The organism is Rhodococcus sp. P4_F3_2 (genome assembly GCF_056401335.1).
On the sequence record NZ_JBFUJN010000001.1, the window covers coordinates 226,240 to 244,751 of the forward strand.

Here is an 18,512-nt window from a genome sequence, read left to right on the forward strand (position 1 = left end):
ACTATCCGGTGACAGCGAGACGCAAACTCTGATGGCGGCGTACGAACATGCTGGGGACCCAACGTGGCGGGAATTCGGAATCGACTGTGACATGCGAACTGTTTTCGAGAAGTACACCGATGGCGGTCTTTGCTTCCAGTCTGGCCAGCGCGGCCCCGACACAGAAATGTGCTCCCTTGCCGAAGGCGAAATGCGCTCGGAGATTGGCCCGGTCGAGGTTCATCGCGTGTGGCTCGGCGAACGACTCCGGGTCGCGGTTCGCCGAGCCCCACAGCAGTATGAGATGACTGCCGGCGGGGAGCGCCACACCGCCGAGTGTTGTGTCCGCATTGACATGTCGGTGGTGTCCGCGAAAAGGCGACTCGAGTCTGAGCGTCTCCTCCAGGAATGCGCTCACGAGTAGAGGGTCCTCGCGCAGCTGCGTCTGTATCTCGGGGCGCTCGGCGAGTAGCCGTGCAGAGTTGGCGATCAGTCCGGCGGTTGATTCGCCACCCGCACCGACGAGTTGCACCAGCATCAGCACGGCCACGTCTTCGCTGAGTTCGCCTGCGTCACAGCAGTGGACGAGGTCTCCGAGTAGATCGTCGACCGGGTTTGTCCGCGCCTCACGAAACTTGCCGTAGAGGTACCCGGTGAGCTCGGCCGCCGAGGTGACGACGTCTGTCAACCGTTCCGCCGTCACGATGCCGCTGAGAAGTTCGGTGCTGTCGTAAGACCACGCCAGCAATTGGGGGACGTCGTGTGCCGGCAGGCCGATCAGTGTGGCAACCATCTGCAGCGGCAGTGTGTCCGCTACCGACGTGACCCATTCGATCTGTCGACCGTCGAAGCCGTTGTCCCACAACTGCTGCGTGTACTCGAGCATCGTCGGCTCGAGTGCTCGTATGCGTTTGGCGACCAGTGTCGGCAGGACAAGTTTGCGATGGTGCTGATGGTCGGGTTCGTCGGCGGTCGCGAGGACATGAACGGCTTGCCCGCCGCCGTTCATGTCGAACGTCACGGCCGATCCGTCCGGTGTTCGAACCAGTACGCCGGTGAGGTTGGAGGAGAAGTCCTCGGTACGGGAAACGGCTTCGGTGACAAGTTCCCACGTCGACACCAGATAGAAGTCGGTATCGGGTATTCGATACACGGGGTGCTCGCGCCGGAGTACGTCGTAGAGCGGGTAAGGGTCGTCGATATTCGACGGGAGGAAGGGGTTGATGTCCAGCGTCGGTGGTGTCACGAATGGAAGATTTCACGGCCGTCGAGGAGAAGTCAACAGGTGGGAAATGCCTCTGAACTGGCATTTTGAGAGAATCTAACGCACTTCAACCCCCTCGTACTTCTCCCAGGTCAGAGGCTCGCGGCCTTCCGTAGCGTTGAGATTTCTGATTGAATCTGTCTCGAGATGAGACGAGGTGACGGAGAGTGACCGGTGTGAACGAGCGCCGCGCCGCCGACTGGTTGGCCGGCGGTAACCGCCGTGAACTCGCAACCGAGCGCATCTTCGCGGCTGCAGCAGAGCTGATTCGAGAACAGGGATTCGATCGGTTCAGTGCCGACGACGTCGCTTCGCGCGCAGGCTGTTCGCGGGCGACGCTCTACCGCTACGTGGGTGGCAAGTCCGCGATCCGTGAGGGGTTGTTGTCGCGAGGTGCGGCGTCCGTGGCGAGCCAGGTTGCGGCTGCCGTCGAATCACTGCGCGGCGACGAGCGGATCGTGGAGTCGATCCTCGTCGCCGTCGACGCGATCAGAGCCGACGCCGCCATGAGCCATGGCCTTGCGGCGGCGCGGGCCAACGGTATCGACGAGTATCTCGTGTCTTCTCCGTTGCTACCGCGTACTGCACTCGAACTTGCTGGATTGGATCCCGAAGGTCAACAGTCGCAGTGGGTGGTTCGGATCGTGTTGATGCTGTTGGCGTGGCCACTGGCCGACAGGGCAGACGAACGACGGATGGTCGAGTCGTTCGTCTGCTCCTGAGCAGGGTTCCGTGTTCGTGAACAGTGCGGCGGGTCGGTCGCTGCTGCAGACGGTTCGGTTCATGCATTCGTTCCTCGGCTCGGTACCCTGAAGCCTGTCCGCTGCCGCGAAGGAGAAAGTCACGATGGTGGTACGCAGTACGTCCATGCGTTTCGACGCAACAGAACTGACGATCGAGGAACTCGCGCTTCAGGCCGAAGTGCGGGAGTACCTCGACAAGCGGCTAACCCCGGGCAGCTACCCCCTCGGACTCGGGATGTCCGGGGCTGTGGATCCGGCGTTCTCGCGAGATCTCGGTAGCCGTGGGTGGCTCGGAATGTCACTGCCGAAGGAATACGGCGGGGGCGGACGGTCAGCAGTGGATCGATTGGTCGTCGTCGAAGAACTTCTCGCGCGGGGAGCGCCGGTCGGCTATCACTGGATCGGAGACAGACAGTCGGGTCCGAGCATCGCCGCCAACGGCACGGAAGAACAGAAGCGGTACTTCCTTCCCGGTATCGCGAGCGGTGAGTTCTCGTTCTCGATACCGGGATGAGTGAACCCGACTCGGGTTCGGACCTGGCATCGGTACGCACTCGCGCCGAACGTGTTGATGGTGGCTGGAAAGTCAACGGCACCAAGATCTGGACCACCGGTGCCTTCCATGCCACACACATACTCGCTCTGCTTCGAACCTCGGCAGACAAGCACAACGGACTCACTCAGCTGATCGTCGATCGCGACAGCGAGGGCCTGACCGTCTCACCCATTCCGTTCATCGACGGAAGCGAGGACTTCTGCGAGGTGTCGTTCCAGGACGTTTTCGTGCCGGACTCGCGTCGCCTCGGAGGCGTCGGAGCGGGCTGGGGACAAAACACCGGTGAACTCGCACTCGAGCGAGGTGGCGTCGACCGTTGGATGTCGCTGATGCCGGTCCTCGAGAACTGGGCAGCCAACCAGGCGGCGATGGGCGGTCCCTCTGCCCTCGCCGATCTGGGCTCGATTACGGCGCGCTGCTGGGCTTTTCGTGGGATGTCGCTGTCCATTGCACGAATGGTCGACTCCGGTCGCTCGCCGGTCACGGAGGCCGCGCTGATCAAGGAAATGGCAACACGCTTCGAACAGGACTGTGTTGCCACCGTGGCACGGCACCTCGGCCGGGCTCCAGACCTTGCCTCCGACGACCCGTACGAGTCACTGCTCGCACGGGCCGTGCTGGTGGCGCCGTCGTGGTCGATTCGCGGTGGCACCAACGAAATTCTCCGCACCGTGATCGTGAAAGGATTGAACCGATGAATTCGGGGTCAGAGATCAACGCGTACACATTCGACGCCGACCTCGAATCGATGGTAGAGCAATTTTTCGCCGAGAAGTCCGGCACCGAGGTGGTAGCGCAGGCGGAGATGGGCGGTCTGCCCACCGGATTATGGAGCGCGGCAGTCGAACTGGGGTTGCCACTGGTCGGTCTTCCCGAATCCGTTGGTGGTTCCGGTGGCTCGCTCCTCGACGCCGTGACTGTCCAGCGCGCGGCGGCGAGGCACGCTGCGCCGTTGCCGCTCGCCGAGACGTACCTCGCGGGCAGGCTGGCAGCAGCGGCCGGGCTACCGGTGCCCTCCGGAATCGCAACCGTCGCGCCGGGATCGCAGCGCGACGATGTGCGTCGCACCAACGACGGTTTCCTGTCGGGCACCTTTCACGATGTGCCGTGGGGTAGCGCCGCATCAGTGCTGGCAGCAGTTCTCGGTGATCGCGTTGTACTCCTGAACATCTCCGACGCCGAGATCAGTGGAGGGACGGATCTTGCCGGGCAACCGCGTCAGAGCCTGACGTTCGCAGAAGCGCGGATTGTCGATGGCGACAACTTGGTCGACCCGCGGATTCTCAGCAGGCTCGGCGCGTTCTTGCGCTCGGTGCAGATGTCGGGAGCGATGGAGTCGGTGTCGACGTTGACCCGGCGCTACGTGTCGGAGCGGGTGCAGTTCGGCAGGCCCATCACGCAATTCCAAGCCGTCCAGCAGCATATCGTCACCCTCGCACAGATGGCATCGATGTCCACACTGGCCGTGGATCGCACGGCGCACGCGCTCACCCGGCGCGACGCCGACTTCGAAGTGTGTGCAACCAAATTGGTGGTTTCGCAGAATGCGCTCGCGAGCGTGCGCGCCGCCCACCAGGCACACGGTGCGATCGGCATGACCCGCGAATACCGCTTGCAACAACTCACCCGACGACTGCATGCCTGGCGATCGGAGTTCGGCGACGAAATCGCGAGCGCCACGCAACTGGGAGAGGCCGTAGCTGCATCGCCGTCACTGCACCGCTTGATCACTGATCCAGAACCGACATTGCAGCTGTAATCCTGACTGTCGTAGAGGATTACGTTGGGTTGCAACGAAGATCGCGCTTCAGTATCTTGCCCGCTGCCGACAGTGGCAATGCATCGACGAATTGGAAGGTACGCGGAGATTTGTAACCGGCGATCAGCGTTTTCACGTGAGCGCGCAGTTCGTCGGCGTCGGCGTCGAAACCATGCCGAAGGACGACTACGGCATGGACACGCTCGCCCCACTGGGTATCGGGCAGGCCGATCACGGCACAGGACGCGACGGATTCATGTTGTGCCAGAGCGTTTTCGACCTCGGTGGAGTAGACGTTCTCGCCACCGGTGACGATCATGTCCTTGATGCGATCGACGATGAACAGGTAACCGCGGGCGTCGAGGTATCCGGCGTCGCCGGTATGCATCCACCCGTCGCGGAGCACTTCTGCGGTCTCTTTCGGTTTGTTCCAGTATCCGAGCATGACGTGGCTGCCGAACGTGACGATTTCGCCCACCTCGCCGGGTGGGAGTTCCGCGCCGGTCGGGTCGACGATTTTCACCTCGCAGTGCGGCAGTACTCGACCGGCGCTGCGGAGGAGATCACCACCTTCGAGGTGATCAGCCGGGCTCAGCATGCTGATGTGCGCGGTTTCAGTCATCCCGTAGCCCTGCACAAACGAGCTGTTGGGGAACATTTGCATGACTCGTTCGAGAAGCGTCGGCGAAATGGGCGAGGCGCCGTATCTCAGGATCCTGACGCTGGACAAGTCATAGGTGGTCGAGTCTTCGTAGTCGACCAACATCTGAAGCATCGTCGGCACCAGACCCACAGTTGTCGGGCGATGGCGATCAACGGCCTCGAGGAACGTGCGTGGGCTGAAGTTCGGCATGAACACCTGGGTGCCACCCATCAGCGACTGAGCCAACCATCCGACTATCCCGGCGATGTGAAACAGAGGGTTGATCGCGAGGTTCGTTCCGTTGCTGACAGCCACGCTGCCTGCCGCGAGAGTACCAAGCGCCGAGGTCATCAGCGCTTGATGACTGATCATCACGCCTTTCGGCACTCCGGTGGTCCCGCCGGTGTAGAGGAGTAGTGCCAGCGTGTCGCCGCCGACGCGCAGATCGTCGACCGGAGTCGCCTCCGCGATCACCCGTTCATAGTCGAGCATTCCGTCGCGAACCGGGCCGCTGCCGCAGTAGACGACAGTGGTCAGGCCTGGACACGCCTCGCGAAGGGTAGATCCGACGGAAGCAAAGTTCTCGTCCACGAGTAATACCGTCGATCCTGAATCTTCCAGGGCGTACGTGATTTCCGCCGTGCTCCAGCGAGAATTGACCGGACTGGCCACTGCTCCGAACCACCAGCAGGCCAGGAGCGCCTCGTGGTAGTAGTCGGAGTTCGATGCCAAGATTGCGACTCTGCCACCGGTGCGCAGGCCCAAAGTCTGAAACCCTCCGGCGAGTCTGCTCGTCCGGTCCACCGATTCCCGGCACGTGCGCAGCCGGCCGTCGAAGATCGTCATCACCGCATCGGGTGATGCTCGCAGGGATCGGTGAACGAATTGAGTCAGCTGCATGCGATTCCTTCTGCGGGTGTTGGCCGAGTGCTCCGACTCGGATCAGTTCCAGCCATGATGCTATTTGCCTGATAATTTCCTTCACTCACCGCCTGAGACCGCGCCTCACCCTCGATGCCGTCTAGGACGTTCGTCCAGTTGCCTCTTCCGATTCCGTCCTGCGACGGCGTCATTTCTGCGAGAGTGTCGAACATGCGTGGAATTCTGGTAGCCGGTGTGAGTGCATTCACGGCCATCGTCTCGGTCGTCTCGGCTCCCACTGCCGGTGCCGAGGCGACTGCGGACCGAGCTCGCTCGTTCTCCGAGACCACGTCCGTCGGCGTCCACAATTCCTACGAGAAGGCGACGTTTCCGTACTTCGCCGACGCTTTGGACTCCGGGGCCTCGCTGCTCGAATTGGATCTGTGGACCAACGGCGGTGGTCCGGACTGGCGTGTCTCGCACATGAATCCGGTGGCGAGTGACAGCAACTGCGTCGGTGCGCAGGACGCATCCGGGTTGCGAAGCGGTCAGCGAGATCAGGGACTGCGCGGATGCCTGGCAGATATGCGGGCGTGGCACGAAGCCGACCCCGAGCATCCTCCGGTGATGATCAAGTTGGAACTCAAGGACGGTTTCACCACCGGCTACGGACGCGGACCTGCCGATCTCGACGCCTTGATCCTCGGGACTCTCGGCGACGCGGTCTTCACTCCATCCGATCTGATGGGTGAGTCCTACTCGACCCCGGATGCCGCCGTCACCGACCGTGGATGGCCGACCATGTCCGAGATGAGCGGCAAATTTCTGTTCGAGCTGATTCCGGGAACGATCGAGGAGGGAAACCCGCTCGACACGGAGTGGACCGACCGGCAGTACGCGACGCACTTGCGAGATCTGTCCGCTGCCGGACTCGTCCAACTCGGCGCCGCCTTTCCCGCTGTTCACCGGGCGTCACCGGGAGACCCACGAATCGACCGTTACGCCGACCCGGGCATCCGCCCGTGGTTCGTGATCTTCGACGGCGACGCCCTCGATTACACCTCGGGCGTTGTGGATCCGCAGTGGTACCACGATCGTGGCTACCTGCTCGTCATGACCGACGCGCACAAGGTCGCTCCACAGATCGACGGTGCGCATGCCACCGAGGTCGAGGCGAGCGAGCGTCTCGACCGGTTGGCGGGTGATCACGCAAGTTACATCACCGCGGACTGGTCGAGGTTGCCGAACGTACTGTCCACCGTGGTGCCGCGTCGGTGATCTAGAGGGCGGCAATTCTCAGGAACAGGGTGCAGGATGGGTTCATGCGCACTGTCACGTGGAATCCCGAAGTCTACGGCCGCTATTCGGGTGAGCGGTCACGCCCGTTCGTGGACCTGGTGTCACGGGTGGCGACCGAAGACCCGACGCGGGTAGCCGACCTCGGCTGCGGATCAGGTAGCTTGACCGCGATGCTGGGGGAACGATGGCCGGACGCCTCGGTATCCGGATTCGACTCGTCTCCCGAAATGGTGGCGCAGGCCCCGACAGACCTACCGGGAAACGTCACCGTCGAGTTGGGGGACATCATGTCCTTCGATGCCACGGGTTACGACGTGGTCGTCAGTAACGCTGCATTGCAGTGGGTTCCGAGCCACCGCGAGCTGATCGACCAGTGGGCGGACACCCTGGCATCCGGGTCGTGGCTGGCGTGGCAGGTTCCGGGAAACTTCGATGCACCGTCACATGCGCTCATGCGAAGCCTCGCGGAGTCCGCGGAATGGAGCGAGCGACTGGGCGGCGTCCTACGCGGCCCGGAAGGCGTCGACAGTCCGGTTGCGTACGCGCAGCGTCTGCAGGAGCACGGATTCGACGTCGACGCCTGGGAGACGACGTACGTACACGTGCTGGCCGGTGCTGATCCGGTGCTCGGATGGGTTCGAGGGACTRGACTTCGGCCGGTGCTGGACGTTCTCGGCGAGGCCGACGCTCCGGAGTTCGAGCGCCAGTATTCGGATCTGCTGCGGGAGGCGTATCCCGCAACAGCCGCCGGAACGCTGTTTCCGTTCCGGCGGGTGTTCTGCGTGGGACGCAAGCGGTAACTACTCGGCTGTGCTGCGGTCCGCCGATCACTCAGCGGTGACAAAGCCTTCCGAGACCAGCCAGTCGCGAGCCACGTCCGCCGGCTCCTTGCCGTCGACGTCGACCTGCCGGTTGAGCTCGGTCATCACCTCGTTGGTCAGTTTCTCCGAGATCGGCGCCATGACTTCGGCAACCTCCGGATGTGCTTCCGCGAAGTCCTTTTTCATGACCAATGCCGGATTGTATTTCGGGAAGAACTGCAGATCGTCTTCGAGCAGAACGAGATCGAGTGCGATGATGCGACCGTCGGTGGTGAACACCTCGCCGAACTTGCACTGATCGCTGTCGGCTGTCGCCTGGTAGATGATGCCGGTCTGCAGGATCTGGCGCTGGGCACGCGAGGCGTCGAAACCGTATTTCGCTGCCAGGCCGGGGTATCCGTCCTGGCGGACGTTGAACTCGGTCTCGACGCACGTCACCGCGGCGCCGGGATCGGATTCGACCAACTTCGCGTAGTCGGAAACCGTCTTGACGCCGGTCTTCTCAGCGGTCTCCTTGCTCATCGCCAATGCATACGTATTGTTCATCGGCGCCGGATCGGTCCACACCATGTCGTTCGCAGCAAGGTCCGCATCACGGACGGCCTCGAACTGCGCCTGCGAATCGGGAAGAGGAGTCTCGTTGCCGAGGTAGTTGATCCAGCCGGTCCCGGTGTACTCGTACGCAAGGTCGATCTGCCCGTTCAACTGTGCGTCACGGGTGCTGTTCGAGCCCTGGATGTTCGTGAGATCTCGAACATCTGCGCCCGCAGCGGCCATCGCGAATTCGATGACGTATCCGAGCACGATCTGCTCGGTGAAGTCCTTGGAGCCGACGGTCATCTTCACACCCTCGAGCTCGGGAACCGGCTCGATGCTGCCGGGGCCGACAGCCAGGGGCAGTGCGCCACCGGACTCGAGGCCACACGAAGCGACAAGTGTGAGGCCGATCGTGGCAACCGCGACTTTCCAGCCCCACGTTCTGGTGATCGAAGTCTTGGTCATCGTAATCCCTTGGGCCCGAGATAAGTTTCGGCGAGCGCGCCGAGCCAGTCGATCAACAAGGCCAACGACACCGCCAGTACCGCACCGACCACGAGGGTGACGTTGTCGCGGAGCTTGTATCCGGTGTCGATCAGAATGCCGAGCCCGCCGGCACTGACCAGGAAGCACAGCGTCGCGGTGCCGACTGCCAGAACGAGCGAAGTACGCAGTCCTGCAAGGATGTACGGGACGGCCATCGGGAATTCGAGTTGACGCAGGACCGTGAGCGAAGACATTCCCTGCCCGCGCCCGGCATCGATCAAGGTCTTGTCCACTTGCTGGTAGCCGAGGATTGTGTTGCGCAGGACCGGGAGCAGCGAATAGAACGCGATGGGAAATACGCCTATCCAGAAGCCCGTCGTTCTTGTTGCGAGATAGAACAGCACGAGCAGGCCGATGGCGGGCGCTGCGGCTCCGATGTTGGCTATTCCCACGAAGAACGGTGCCAATCGGGTGAATTTCGGCCTGGTCAGCAGGGTTCCGAGTGGAACCGCGATGGCGACGACGATGATGACCACGGCGGCCGTGATCAGTACGTGCTGCCAGGTCAGTGTGACGATGTTGTCGAGATTGATGCTCGCCTTCTGCGTCGCGTTGAGATCTCGGCTGAATGCCCAGATCAACACGCCCGCAACCAGGATCAGGACGATGACCGGTTGCACATACAGTCGCATCCGTTCCGCACGGCGTGTGGCGGCGTTCTCGGCCGCACCCAGATCGGGGGCGTCCGGTTCCATCTCAGGCGCGGAGACGGGCTCCTCTGTCGTGGCAGTCATGTTCAACCCTCGACGTTCTCGGTGTCTGGCTCTTCGTCGTGGTCGTGCGCATGCTCCTCGCGCATCTCGGAGAGATGGCTGACCAGTGTGTCGATGGTGATGAGACCGACATACTCGCCGCGCCGTCCGGTGACCACAGTGGACGCATTGCTTTCGGCGAGAAGAGCCTCCAAGGCATCCTGCAGGGTGGACTGGATGGACACGGCTTCGCCGATCTCGTTACCGACACCTCGAAGCGTCGACGCATGGGCGAGGTGGCCGGGCGAGACCCAGCGAAGCGGCCGTCCACGCTGATCGAGAATCAGGGCCCACTTCCACTTACGCGCTGCGAGTGCGGTTCTCAAATCATCGACCGAATCGGTTTCGCGGGCGGTGAGGCACTGCTTGAGTTTGATCTGGCGCACGCGTGTCAGGGTCAGCTGCTTGAGCGAGGCGTCCGCCCCGACAAATCCCGCGACCATGTCGTTTGCGGGATTGGCGAGAATCGCCTCCGGAGTGTCGTACTGCATGATGCTGGACTGATTGCCCAGCACGGCAATACGGTCACCGAGTTTGACTGCCTCGTTGAAATCGTGGGTGACGAAGACGATGGTCTTACCCAACTCCGACTGCAGACGCATCAGTTCGTCCTGCAGCAGGCCGCGGGTGATCGGGTCGACGGCACCGAAAGGCTCGTCCATCAACAAGACAGGGGGATCTGCAGCCAGAGCCCGCGCCACGCCCACACGCTGTTGCTGGCCACCGGACAACTGGCGAGGGTAGCGGTCGCGATAAGTATCGGGATCGAGGCCGACGAGGTCGAGCATCTCGTCGGTGCGAGCTGCGATACGTTTCTTGTCCCAACCGATGAGGCCGGGCACCGTCGCGACGTTCTTCGCAATGGTGAAGTGCGGGAACAATCCTGCCTGCTGAATCGAGTAGCCGATGCCGCGGCGAAGCTTGTCCGGGTCGATGGACAGCGCGTCCTTGCCGTCGATGGTGATCTTGCCCGAGGTGGGTTCGATCAGACGGTTGATCATGCGCATCGTCGTCGTCTTGCCGCAACCCGAGGGTCCGACGAAGACCACGATCTCACCGGCCGGAACAGTCAGTGAAACATTGTCCACCGCTGCAGCTTTCTGGCCCGGGTAACGCTTGGTCACGGATTCGAGAACAATCTCTACCCCGGATACCTTCTGATCTGCAGATACGTCAGACGGAATGGTTTCAGTCATTGCAGCCCCTTCGAAGTAGTGAGACGACCGATGACGACGTAGATTCCGTCGAGAATCAGAGCCAGAATGACGATCAGTACGGTTCCGACCAGCGCTTGAGGAACAGCGTTCGGGCTACCGACGCGCGAGAGTCCGGAGAAGATCAGGTTTCCCAGACCAGGACCCTTGGCGTACGCCGCGATGGCGAGGATGCCCATGAGCATCTGTGTGCTGACCCGCATGCCGGTGAGGATCGACGGCCACGCGATCGGCAGCTCGATTCGACTCAGAACGTGCATGCGATTCATTCCGACACCGCGGGCTGCGTCCGTGATCGCCGGGTTGACCGCATCCAGACCGATGATCGTGTTCCGAATGATCGGGAGCAGGGCATACAAGATCAACGCGGTGATCGTGGGAGCGACGCCGAGACCGAGAATCGGAATGAGCAGTCCGAGGAGAGCGAATGAAGGAACCGTCAGGATCGTGCTGGCCAACGCCGTAGCGATGGAGGATCCCGCCGGGCTCCGGTAGACGAGAATGCCGATGATCACGGCGGCAATCGTCGCGATGATCACGGACTGGATAACTGCTGAAACATGTAGGTACGAGTCGGTCATCAATTGTTGTCGTCGTGCAACGACAAAATCCCATAGGGCGCCCATATTTCCGAACCCACTTTCTTCGGACTTCTGCTCGCTCGAACGTCTTCCCTCGACACCGACCGGCGCACAAGGGCTTTCCCCGCAGCCTCCGTAGGCCGAGGGGTTTCCCTCGACTGTCGTCCAAAAACTGAGATACTGCAACTAATTCCGATTGCAGCGTGTCGGATGTTGTTCTGGACGTGAGATTTTGCGGGACGCGGGTAGGTACCCACTGCGTGCGGAGTTGAAACGTGCTGGAGACAGCAAACGCTCGAGACAGCAATGCGGGAGGGCTCCGGAGAACCCTCCCGCATTGTGGGAACTGTACGAGTCGGCCTCAGGCCCAGCTGAGCGCATCCTCATTGGACAGCCGCGGCAGACGGTCGAACCACGGGTTCTCTCCGGGATGGCCGATGTTGACCACCAGGGTGGTCTTGAAGCGTCCGTCCGCGAAGAACTCGCCGTCGATGCCGTCGGCGTCGAAGCCGGCCATCGGGCCGGCGACCAGGCCCTGCGCCCGAATCGCGAGGATCACGTAACCAGCCTGCAGTGCGGCGTTGAACTTGCTGCTCGATGTGGCGGCAGCGTCGTCGGACTCGAAGTAGTCCTTCATCTCCGGACGGATGGGGAACAGTGCCGGAATATGCTCGTAGAACTTGGTGTCAACGGCAAGAACCGCGACAGCAGGCGCCGATGCGGTCTTGGCCTTGTTGCCGTCGGACATGTGCTCGACGAGGCGCGCTTTGCCCTCCTCCGTACGCACGAACAGCACGCGCAGTGGATTGGTGTTGGCCGCGGTCGGTGCCCACTTCGCGAGCTCCCAGATCGCAGTCAGTTCGTCGTCGGTGACCGGTTCGTTGGAGAAGGAGTTTGCCGTGCGGGCTGCTGTGAAGAGCAGTTCACGGCCGGCTGCGTCGAGCTGCTGTGCGGTAAATGGGGTGGCTGCGTCGAGTGACATCGGTGGTTCCGTTTCCGTTGTAGCTCATCCGAGCGTTACCCGGTAAAGCTAGTTGCTAGTAAAAAGAAAGTACTTGGATACGGTAGCACCAGTCGTAGGGTTCAGCGCTGGGGAGTGACGAGTCAGACCGTCTGGGTGGCGAGAATCCTCACCGCCAGATCCTCGATCGCGCGCTGTCGTGATTCGAGTCGGACGCGCGTGAGGTCGTTGATCATGCTGATGGTTGCCAACACCGTCGCCCGTGCATCCGCGGTTTCGTTACCGAGCAGGTGTACCCACTCGTCGATGTACTCGCGTTGTGCAATGTGCGTCGAGGCCTGCGCTTCTTCGGGCAAGTTCGCTGTTTCTTCGATGAGAATGGCAATCGCGCTGTCAGGTGAGATCACCGAATTGGTGTACGAATGTACGACGCGGGCAATCGCGTCTTCCCGTGAGTCTGCGTTCCTCAAAGCCTGGACCAGGCCGAGCCGGAGTGTTTCGTTCCCGCGGGCCAGAATTGCTTGCAGCACTTCGGCTTTACTTCCGAAATGGGTGTAGATGCTCGAACTCGGAACACCGGCGGCGCTGCCGATGTCGTCCATTGTCACGGATCGGTAGCCGCGTTGATCGAACAGCGTGATTGCGGCGCCCATCAAACTTTCGCGACGCGAAGTGTGGCTGAAGTTCGAAGTCGGCTGGGGCTGTGCCGCCGGCTCCTCGGGAAGGACCGGAGCGGTACGAACGACATCGAACAACCTGGCTAACAGAGCCTCGAAGCGCTTTCGAGGAAGCGTCGTGCGGTGTCGAGCGGGGCTGAACGCGATACTGGTGAGTGCCCACCCCAGAACGACGGAATCGGGAACCGACAGGTCGGGACGCTCGTGTCGAAGGGCGACTGCGACCCGGCTCGTGACTTCCCGAACTCCGGCACGCGCCTCCGTTCTGCGCTCAGGGGTCAGGTTACGGGCCTCCTGATCGAAGAGAAGACTACGGAAGTTGTTGTCGAGTCCGTAACGAACCAGTGCCGTGAAGACCACCCTGGAATCGGTTCGATCGACCTCGTCGAGGATCGCGAGGATCGAAGACGAGCCGTCGAGCATCGCCTGCGCGAGGAGTTCCTGCTTGTTCGGGAAGTGGCGGTACAGCGCGCCTGCGGTGATGCCCACCGCAGACGCGATGCCTTCCATGCTGACGTTGTGGTACCCCGAGCGGCCGAACTGTTCACGAGCCACGGTGATGATCTGCGCCTTGCGGTTGCGTGGGCGCAGCGTCTTCTTCGGGGTCGTTTTCGGCGTGGCCGGCCGGTCCGGCGAGGCCGCAGGTGTGCCGTCCGATGTATCGATCGTCATGGGGCCCTCGAGGTCGGTGGCGTGGTCAGGTGATGGTGCTGGTTGCCAAGTCGGAGAACTGCCTGCGGAGTTCTCTCTTGAGTATCTTGCCAGCCGGGGACACGGGCATTTGCTCGACGATGGTGATACTTCGCGGAGACTTGTAGCCGGCAATCAGCGTCTTCGAGTGCGCGCGGACTTCTTCGCACGTCAAAGACACCCCGGGACGCACGACCAGGACCGCGTGGACTCGTTCGCCGTACTGATCGTCGGGTACGCCGATCACAGCGCAGCTGATTACGTCCGGATGTGTGGCCAGTGCGTTTTCGACCTCCGTCGAATAGACGTTCTCACCACCCGAGATGATCATGTCCTTGAGCCGATCCACGACGAAGAGATACCCGGCTTCGTCCATGTAGCCTCCGTCGCCGGTGTACAGCCAACCGTCGCGCAATGCCGATCGTGTTTCTTCCGGCCGATTCCAGTAGCCGCACATGATGTTGCCGCCGCGGGCGATGATTTCGCCGACCTCACCGCGAGGAAGCTCGTTGCCGTTCTCGTCGACCACCTGAATCTCGACGTGTCCCATCGGCCGACCGGCAGATTTCAGGCGGGTCGCGTCGACGTGATCTTCTGCGCTCAGGCTGGTGAGTCCGGGTCCGGCCTCGGTCATGCCGTACCCCTGCATGAAGGCTGCCTGCGGAAAAGCCTGTTGCGCTTGCCGAAGCAAGGTTTCGGAGATCGGGGAAGCGCCGTACTGCACGGCCAGGATGCTGGACAGGTCCCGGTTCGTCCGGTCCGGATGACGAATCAGCATTTGAATCATCGTGGGTACCAACAGCATCGACGTAACTTTGTGCTGCTCGATCAAGCGCAGTGCGGTGGCCGGTTCGAAACTTGGCTGAATCACCAACGTCGCCCCGACAGTGTTACGACCGATCCAATTTGCCAGCGACGCAAGATGAAACATCGGGGCGGTGATCAGAGCCAGGCCGTCGGTACCAGGCGTTCTGTTACTGGCCACTGCGCCGAGGCTCGACGTCACGAGGTTGGCGTGGGTGAGCATGACCCCCTTGGGGTGACCGCTGGTTCCGCCGGTATAGAAGATTCCGGCCAAGTGGTCGCCGCCGAGTCGCAGGTCCGGTGTGGGTTCGCTCGAGGCGATCAGATTCTCGTAGTCGAGAGCGCCGGCCGGCGTCGGCAGTTCGCCGGCATGTATTACTACGGCGAGCTGTGGGAACAACACCCGTACCTCGTCGAGTAGCGGCAGAAAGGTGTCGTCGACGACCAGCACTCGTGTATCGGAATCGTCCAGCGCAAAAGCGATCTCGGCAGCGCTCCATCTGGTGTTGAGCGGATTGACAGCGCCTCCCATCCACCAGGTGGCAAAGAAGTACTCGTGATAGCGATCGGAGTTGAGCGACAGTATCGCGACGCGATCGCCTACCTGCACACCGAGGTCGCGGAAAGCGCCTGCAAGACGGGTTACCCTCCCGCCGACCTCGGCGCAGGTGCGGATACGGTCCCCACACACGGTCATGGGTTGGTCAGGGCGTTGCTGCATTGATCGTTGCAGAGACTGAGTCAAGTACATGGGGACCGCTCCTTTCGGGAAACGTGAGGTCAGCGACTGCCGCCGTCGCACACCAGGCATTGGCCGCTGACGTAGTCGGTTTCGGGCAGGCAGAGCGCAAATACCGCGCCGGCCGCTTCGTCCGGACGTCCGGCGCGGCCCAGTGGGATGGTCCGCTCGGCTGCCGCCAGGAGCTGCGGGTTGACGCCGACTTTGATCTCGCGACCCTCGACGTCGATGGTCGAGTTACCGTCCGCCGACGCTTCCGTCAGGCGGGTGTTGATCAGACCGTATGCAACGGCATTGACGTTGACCTTGTAACGACCCCACTCACGCGCAAGGGTCTTGCTCAAGCCGATGATGCCGGCCTTGGCGGCTGCGTAGTTGGACTGTCCGGCATTGCCCACCACTCCGGCATTGGAGGAGATGTTGACAACCTTGCGGTGGTAGTCGGTGGGATTGGCCTTGATGTAGGGCTGAGCGGCGCGCAGGATCTGGAACGGTGCCTTCAGATGCAGATCGAGAATCGTGTCCCACTGCTCGTCGGTCATCTTCTGGATGACGTTGTCCCAGGTGAACCCGGCATTGTTGACGATGATGTCGAGGCCGCCGAAGGTATCGATTGCGGTGTTGACGAATCGATCCGCAAAACCTTCTTCGGTGACCGAACCGACGCACGCCACTGCCTTGCCACCGGCCGCGATGATCTCCTCGACCGTCTCCTTGGCCGGGCCCGGATCAAGATCGTTGACTACGACGCTCGCGCCTTCCGCAGCGAACTTCATGGCGATGGCGCGGCCGATACCGCGGCCGGATCCGGTGACGAGTGCTGTCCTGTTGTCGAGCTTGCCCATGTCGGGGTTCCTTTCGGTAGAGAGAGTTTTCAAGCGGCTACGACGGCGTCGCCGCGCAGGGTGACGGTGCCGTCGGAGAGAGTGACGGCAATATCGAGATGGGCCAGGCCGTCCTCGACCTTGGTGACGGTCCCGGTACACGTCGGCTTGGCGTGCAGCGGTGTGATGGAGGCAAAGCGAACACTGTAGGTGCGGATGCGTTCCTGCGGAACGTAATTGGTCAGCAATCGACCGAGGTAGGCCATCGAGAGCATGCCGTGTGCGAACACGTCGTCCATTCCGCCGGAGCGAGCGACGTCGAGATCGATGTGCATCGGATTGTGGTCACCCGAAGCTCCGGCGTAGAGCGCGAGAGTGGTGCGACTGATCTCGGGCAATTCCAGGGAGGGAAGAACGTCACCTGTTTTCATTTCTGCGCCTTAGGGTTTCGAACGACCAGGGTGTTGGTGAGGCGGGCGATCAACTCGCCGTCGCGGGTGACCTCGGCGGTCCGGACAAGGAAGTCCAAGGCGCCGTTCTTCTTCGAGTACACGTCCGTGACCTTGCCGTTGTAGGCAAGTGTGTCGCCGGCATAGGCGAGTGCGTGATATTCGAAGGACTGCTCGCCGTGCAGGACGTACCTCATGTCGATTTTCAACGATCGGACCAGGGCAAACGGGTCCGGTTTTTCCATGTCGAGGCAGAACAGGAATGTCGGCGGTACCACCAGGTCACGATGCCCCGCAGCCTTGGCGGCCTCGACGTCTCCGTAGATCGGGTTGGTCTCACCGATGGCCTGGGCGAAGAAGCGCAGGCGTCCGCGCTCGACCAGTGCCTCGTGGCCCGGGATGATCGTTCCGACGACGGACGGATCGAGCGCCATGTCAGCCCACCTTCTTGAAGATGCTGACCACACACGCACCGCCGAGTCCGAGGTTGTGCTGCAGTCCGATTCGTGCTCCTTCGACCTGCCGCTTGCCGGCCTGACCGCGCAGTTGCCAGACCAGTTCGGCGCACTGGGCAAGACCGGTGGCGCCGAGGGGGTGGCCCTTTGACAGCAGGCCTCCCGACGGGTTGGTGACTACTCGTCCGCCGTAGGTGTTGTCGCCGTCCAGGATGAACTTCTCGGCAGTACCTTCGGGCGTGAGGCCAAGACCTTCGTACGTGATGAGTTCGTTGGCGGAGAAGCAGTCGTGCAGTTCCACGACCTGAACGTCCTCAGGTCCGATGCCTGCGGCTTCGTAAACCTGCGCAGCTGCGGCAGCCGTCATGTCGTAGCCGACGACCTTCATCATGTCGCGGTCCTCGAAAGTGCTTGGTGTATCGGTGGTCAGGGCCTGTGCCTCGATCACTACGTCAGCCGCCAGCCCGTGCTTGCGGGCGAACTCTTCGCTGCAGACGACAGCGGCAGCGGCGCCACAGGTGGGTGGGCAGCACTGGTAACGAGTGAGCGGGCCGAAGATGTGCGGTGACTCCAGCACCTGCTCTTCGGTGAGAAGATCACGGAAGACCGCGTTGGGATTGTTGGCCGCGTGCTTACGGGCCTTGACCGAGATCTTTGCGAAGGTCTCGGGCTTGGTGCCGTACTTCTCCATGTGCGAAAGTCCTGCGCCACCGAACATCTGGGCTGCGCGCGGTGCGTCGTGGACGCCTTGGATCTCGGTCATCAGATCGTCGAAACGGAACATCGGCGCTGGGCGGTCGTCCCAGACCCGCTTGAGCGCACCGGGTTTCATCTGCTCGAAGCCGACAGCCAATGCGCATTCGACGGCGCCGCTCGCGACGGCTTGGCGTGCGAGGAAAAGGGCCGACGAGCCTGTGGCGCAGTTGTTGTTGACGTTGATGACCGGGATTCCGGTGAGCCCGAGACCGTAGACGGCGGCCTGTCCGGCAGTGGAATCGCCGTAAACGTAGCCGGCATAGGCCTGCTGGACCAGCGAGTAGTCGATACCGGCGTCGTCGAGGGCGGCACGGGCGGCCGTCTCTCCCATGACGTTGTAGTTCTCACTCTTGCCCGGCTTGGTGAACGGGATCATTCCCACTCCGGCAACATGGACTTTTCTGGTCACGATTGTCTCCTAAATGATCGGATGAAGATTTACTTAACACCACCATTCGAGTTTTGTCTACTGGGTCACAATGCGTATTTACGAGGGACTTTCGTCGCGATATCCGGCAGATTGTCGACGAAGGTGGACAATTTCACGAGGCTATTGCGTCGGAGTGTCGATTGATGATTTACTTTCTGGGCGGCAAGGTGGC

Annotated in this window: 19 protein-coding genes; 6 read left to right on the forward strand and 13 right to left on the reverse strand. The window is 61.9% G+C overall.

What is annotated here, in order from left to right; genetic code table 11:
• Position 1 precedes the first annotated feature (1 nt).
• Complete coding sequence (locus AC1DWA_RS01080) at positions 2-1,225, reverse strand: cytochrome P450 (RefSeq protein WP_020970698.1); 1,224 nt, start codon at positions 1,223-1,225, stop codon at positions 2-4.
• 185 nt (positions 1,226-1,410) lie between these two features.
• Here AC1DWA_RS01080 and AC1DWA_RS01085 point away from each other — a divergent pair, with 185 nt between their 5' ends.
• From AC1DWA_RS01085 to AC1DWA_RS01100, 4 genes are all read left to right on the forward strand, one after another.
• Positions 1,411-1,965 (forward strand): TetR/AcrR family transcriptional regulator, encoded by a 555-nt coding sequence (locus AC1DWA_RS01085; protein ID WP_097386929.1) that lies wholly within the window; start codon positions 1,411-1,413, stop codon positions 1,963-1,965.
• A gap of 124 nt (positions 1,966-2,089) precedes the next feature.
• Positions 2,090-2,500, forward strand: coding sequence for an acyl-CoA dehydrogenase family protein (locus AC1DWA_RS01090; protein WP_477845699.1), 411 nt, complete (start codon positions 2,090-2,092; stop codon positions 2,498-2,500).
• A complete protein-coding gene (locus AC1DWA_RS01095) occupies positions 2,497-3,240 on the forward strand; it encodes an acyl-CoA dehydrogenase family protein (protein WP_477845700.1) in 744 nt (247 codons plus the stop codon). Before AC1DWA_RS01090 ends, AC1DWA_RS01095 begins: the two co-directional genes overlap by 4 nt.
• Positions 3,237-4,301 (forward strand): acyl-CoA dehydrogenase family protein, encoded by a 1,065-nt coding sequence (locus AC1DWA_RS01100; protein ID WP_477845701.1) that lies wholly within the window; start codon positions 3,237-3,239, stop codon positions 4,299-4,301. Before AC1DWA_RS01095 ends, AC1DWA_RS01100 begins: the two co-directional genes overlap by 4 nt.
• A gap of 19 nt (positions 4,302-4,320) precedes the next feature.
• Here the strand turns inward: AC1DWA_RS01100 and AC1DWA_RS01105 are convergent, their stop codons facing one another.
• The gene (locus AC1DWA_RS01105; RefSeq protein ID WP_477845702.1) at positions 4,321-5,844 is read right to left on the reverse strand and encodes an acyl-CoA synthetase; all 1,524 of its coding nucleotides are present in this window, start codon (positions 5,842-5,844) and stop codon (positions 4,321-4,323) included.
• Between the two features lie 192 nt (positions 5,845-6,036).
• On the opposite strand from AC1DWA_RS01105, the gene AC1DWA_RS01110 reads away from it, so the two are divergent.
• Together AC1DWA_RS01110 and AC1DWA_RS01115 are read left to right on the forward strand one after the other, a co-directional pair.
• Positions 6,037-7,083: a phosphatidylinositol-specific phospholipase C domain-containing protein gene (locus AC1DWA_RS01110; protein ID WP_477845703.1), complete on the forward strand. Its 1,047-nt coding sequence runs from the start codon at positions 6,037-6,039 to the stop codon at positions 7,081-7,083.
• A gap of 44 nt (positions 7,084-7,127) precedes the next feature.
• Positions 7,128-7,904 carry a trans-aconitate 2-methyltransferase gene (locus tag AC1DWA_RS01115; RefSeq protein WP_477916441.1) on the forward strand — a complete coding sequence of 259 codons (777 nt, stop codon included), beginning with the start codon at positions 7,128-7,130 and terminating at the stop codon, positions 7,902-7,904.
• Between the two features lie 27 nt (positions 7,905-7,931).
• On the opposite strand, the gene AC1DWA_RS01120 is transcribed toward AC1DWA_RS01115, so the two are convergent.
• From AC1DWA_RS01120 to AC1DWA_RS01170, 11 genes are all read right to left on the reverse strand, one after another.
• Positions 7,932-8,927, reverse strand: a complete 996-nt coding sequence (locus AC1DWA_RS01120) for a glycine betaine ABC transporter substrate-binding protein (protein ID WP_019745161.1) — start codon at positions 8,925-8,927, stop codon at positions 7,932-7,934.
• Positions 8,924-9,742 (reverse strand): ABC transporter permease, encoded by an 819-nt coding sequence (locus AC1DWA_RS01125; RefSeq protein ID WP_477845704.1) that lies wholly within the window; start codon positions 9,740-9,742, stop codon positions 8,924-8,926. The genes AC1DWA_RS01120 and AC1DWA_RS01125 overlap by 4 nt, the downstream gene beginning before the upstream one ends.
• A gap of 2 nt (positions 9,743-9,744) precedes the next feature.
• A complete protein-coding gene (locus AC1DWA_RS01130; RefSeq protein WP_020908997.1) occupies positions 9,745-10,956 on the reverse strand; it encodes an ATP-binding cassette domain-containing protein in 1,212 nt (403 codons plus the stop codon).
• Positions 10,953-11,600, reverse strand: a complete 648-nt coding sequence (locus AC1DWA_RS01135; protein ID WP_019745160.1) for an ABC transporter permease — start codon at positions 11,598-11,600, stop codon at positions 10,953-10,955. Before AC1DWA_RS01135 ends, AC1DWA_RS01130 begins: the two co-directional genes overlap by 4 nt.
• A gap of 316 nt (positions 11,601-11,916) precedes the next feature.
• The gene (locus AC1DWA_RS01140; protein WP_020908996.1) at positions 11,917-12,537 is read right to left on the reverse strand and encodes a malonic semialdehyde reductase; all 621 of its coding nucleotides are present in this window, start codon (positions 12,535-12,537) and stop codon (positions 11,917-11,919) included.
• A 122-nt stretch (positions 12,538-12,659) separates the two neighbouring features.
• A complete protein-coding gene (locus AC1DWA_RS01145; RefSeq protein WP_477845705.1) occupies positions 12,660-13,865 on the reverse strand; it encodes a TetR/AcrR family transcriptional regulator in 1,206 nt (401 codons plus the stop codon).
• A gap of 25 nt (positions 13,866-13,890) precedes the next feature.
• Complete coding sequence (locus tag AC1DWA_RS01150) at positions 13,891-15,438, reverse strand: acyl-CoA synthetase (protein WP_020970676.1); 1,548 nt, start codon at positions 15,436-15,438, stop codon at positions 13,891-13,893.
• A 29-nt stretch (positions 15,439-15,467) separates the two neighbouring features.
• On the reverse strand, positions 15,468-16,271 hold the full coding sequence (locus tag AC1DWA_RS01155) for an SDR family NAD(P)-dependent oxidoreductase (protein ID WP_020908993.1): 804 nt from the start codon (positions 16,269-16,271) through the stop codon (positions 15,468-15,470).
• Between the two features lie 29 nt (positions 16,272-16,300).
• On the reverse strand, positions 16,301-16,681 hold the full coding sequence (locus AC1DWA_RS01160; protein ID WP_020908992.1) for a MaoC/PaaZ C-terminal domain-containing protein: 381 nt from the start codon (positions 16,679-16,681) through the stop codon (positions 16,301-16,303).
• Positions 16,678-17,133 carry a MaoC family dehydratase N-terminal domain-containing protein gene (locus tag AC1DWA_RS01165; RefSeq protein ID WP_020970674.1) on the reverse strand — a complete coding sequence of 152 codons (456 nt, stop codon included), beginning with the start codon at positions 17,131-17,133 and terminating at the stop codon, positions 16,678-16,680. The genes AC1DWA_RS01160 and AC1DWA_RS01165 overlap by 4 nt, the downstream gene beginning before the upstream one ends.
• A 1-nt stretch (position 17,134) precedes the next feature.
• Entirely contained in the window at positions 17,135-18,319 is a 1,185-nt protein-coding gene (locus tag AC1DWA_RS01170) for a lipid-transfer protein (protein WP_020908990.1), read from the reverse strand.
• Positions 18,320-18,512 lie beyond the last annotated feature (193 nt).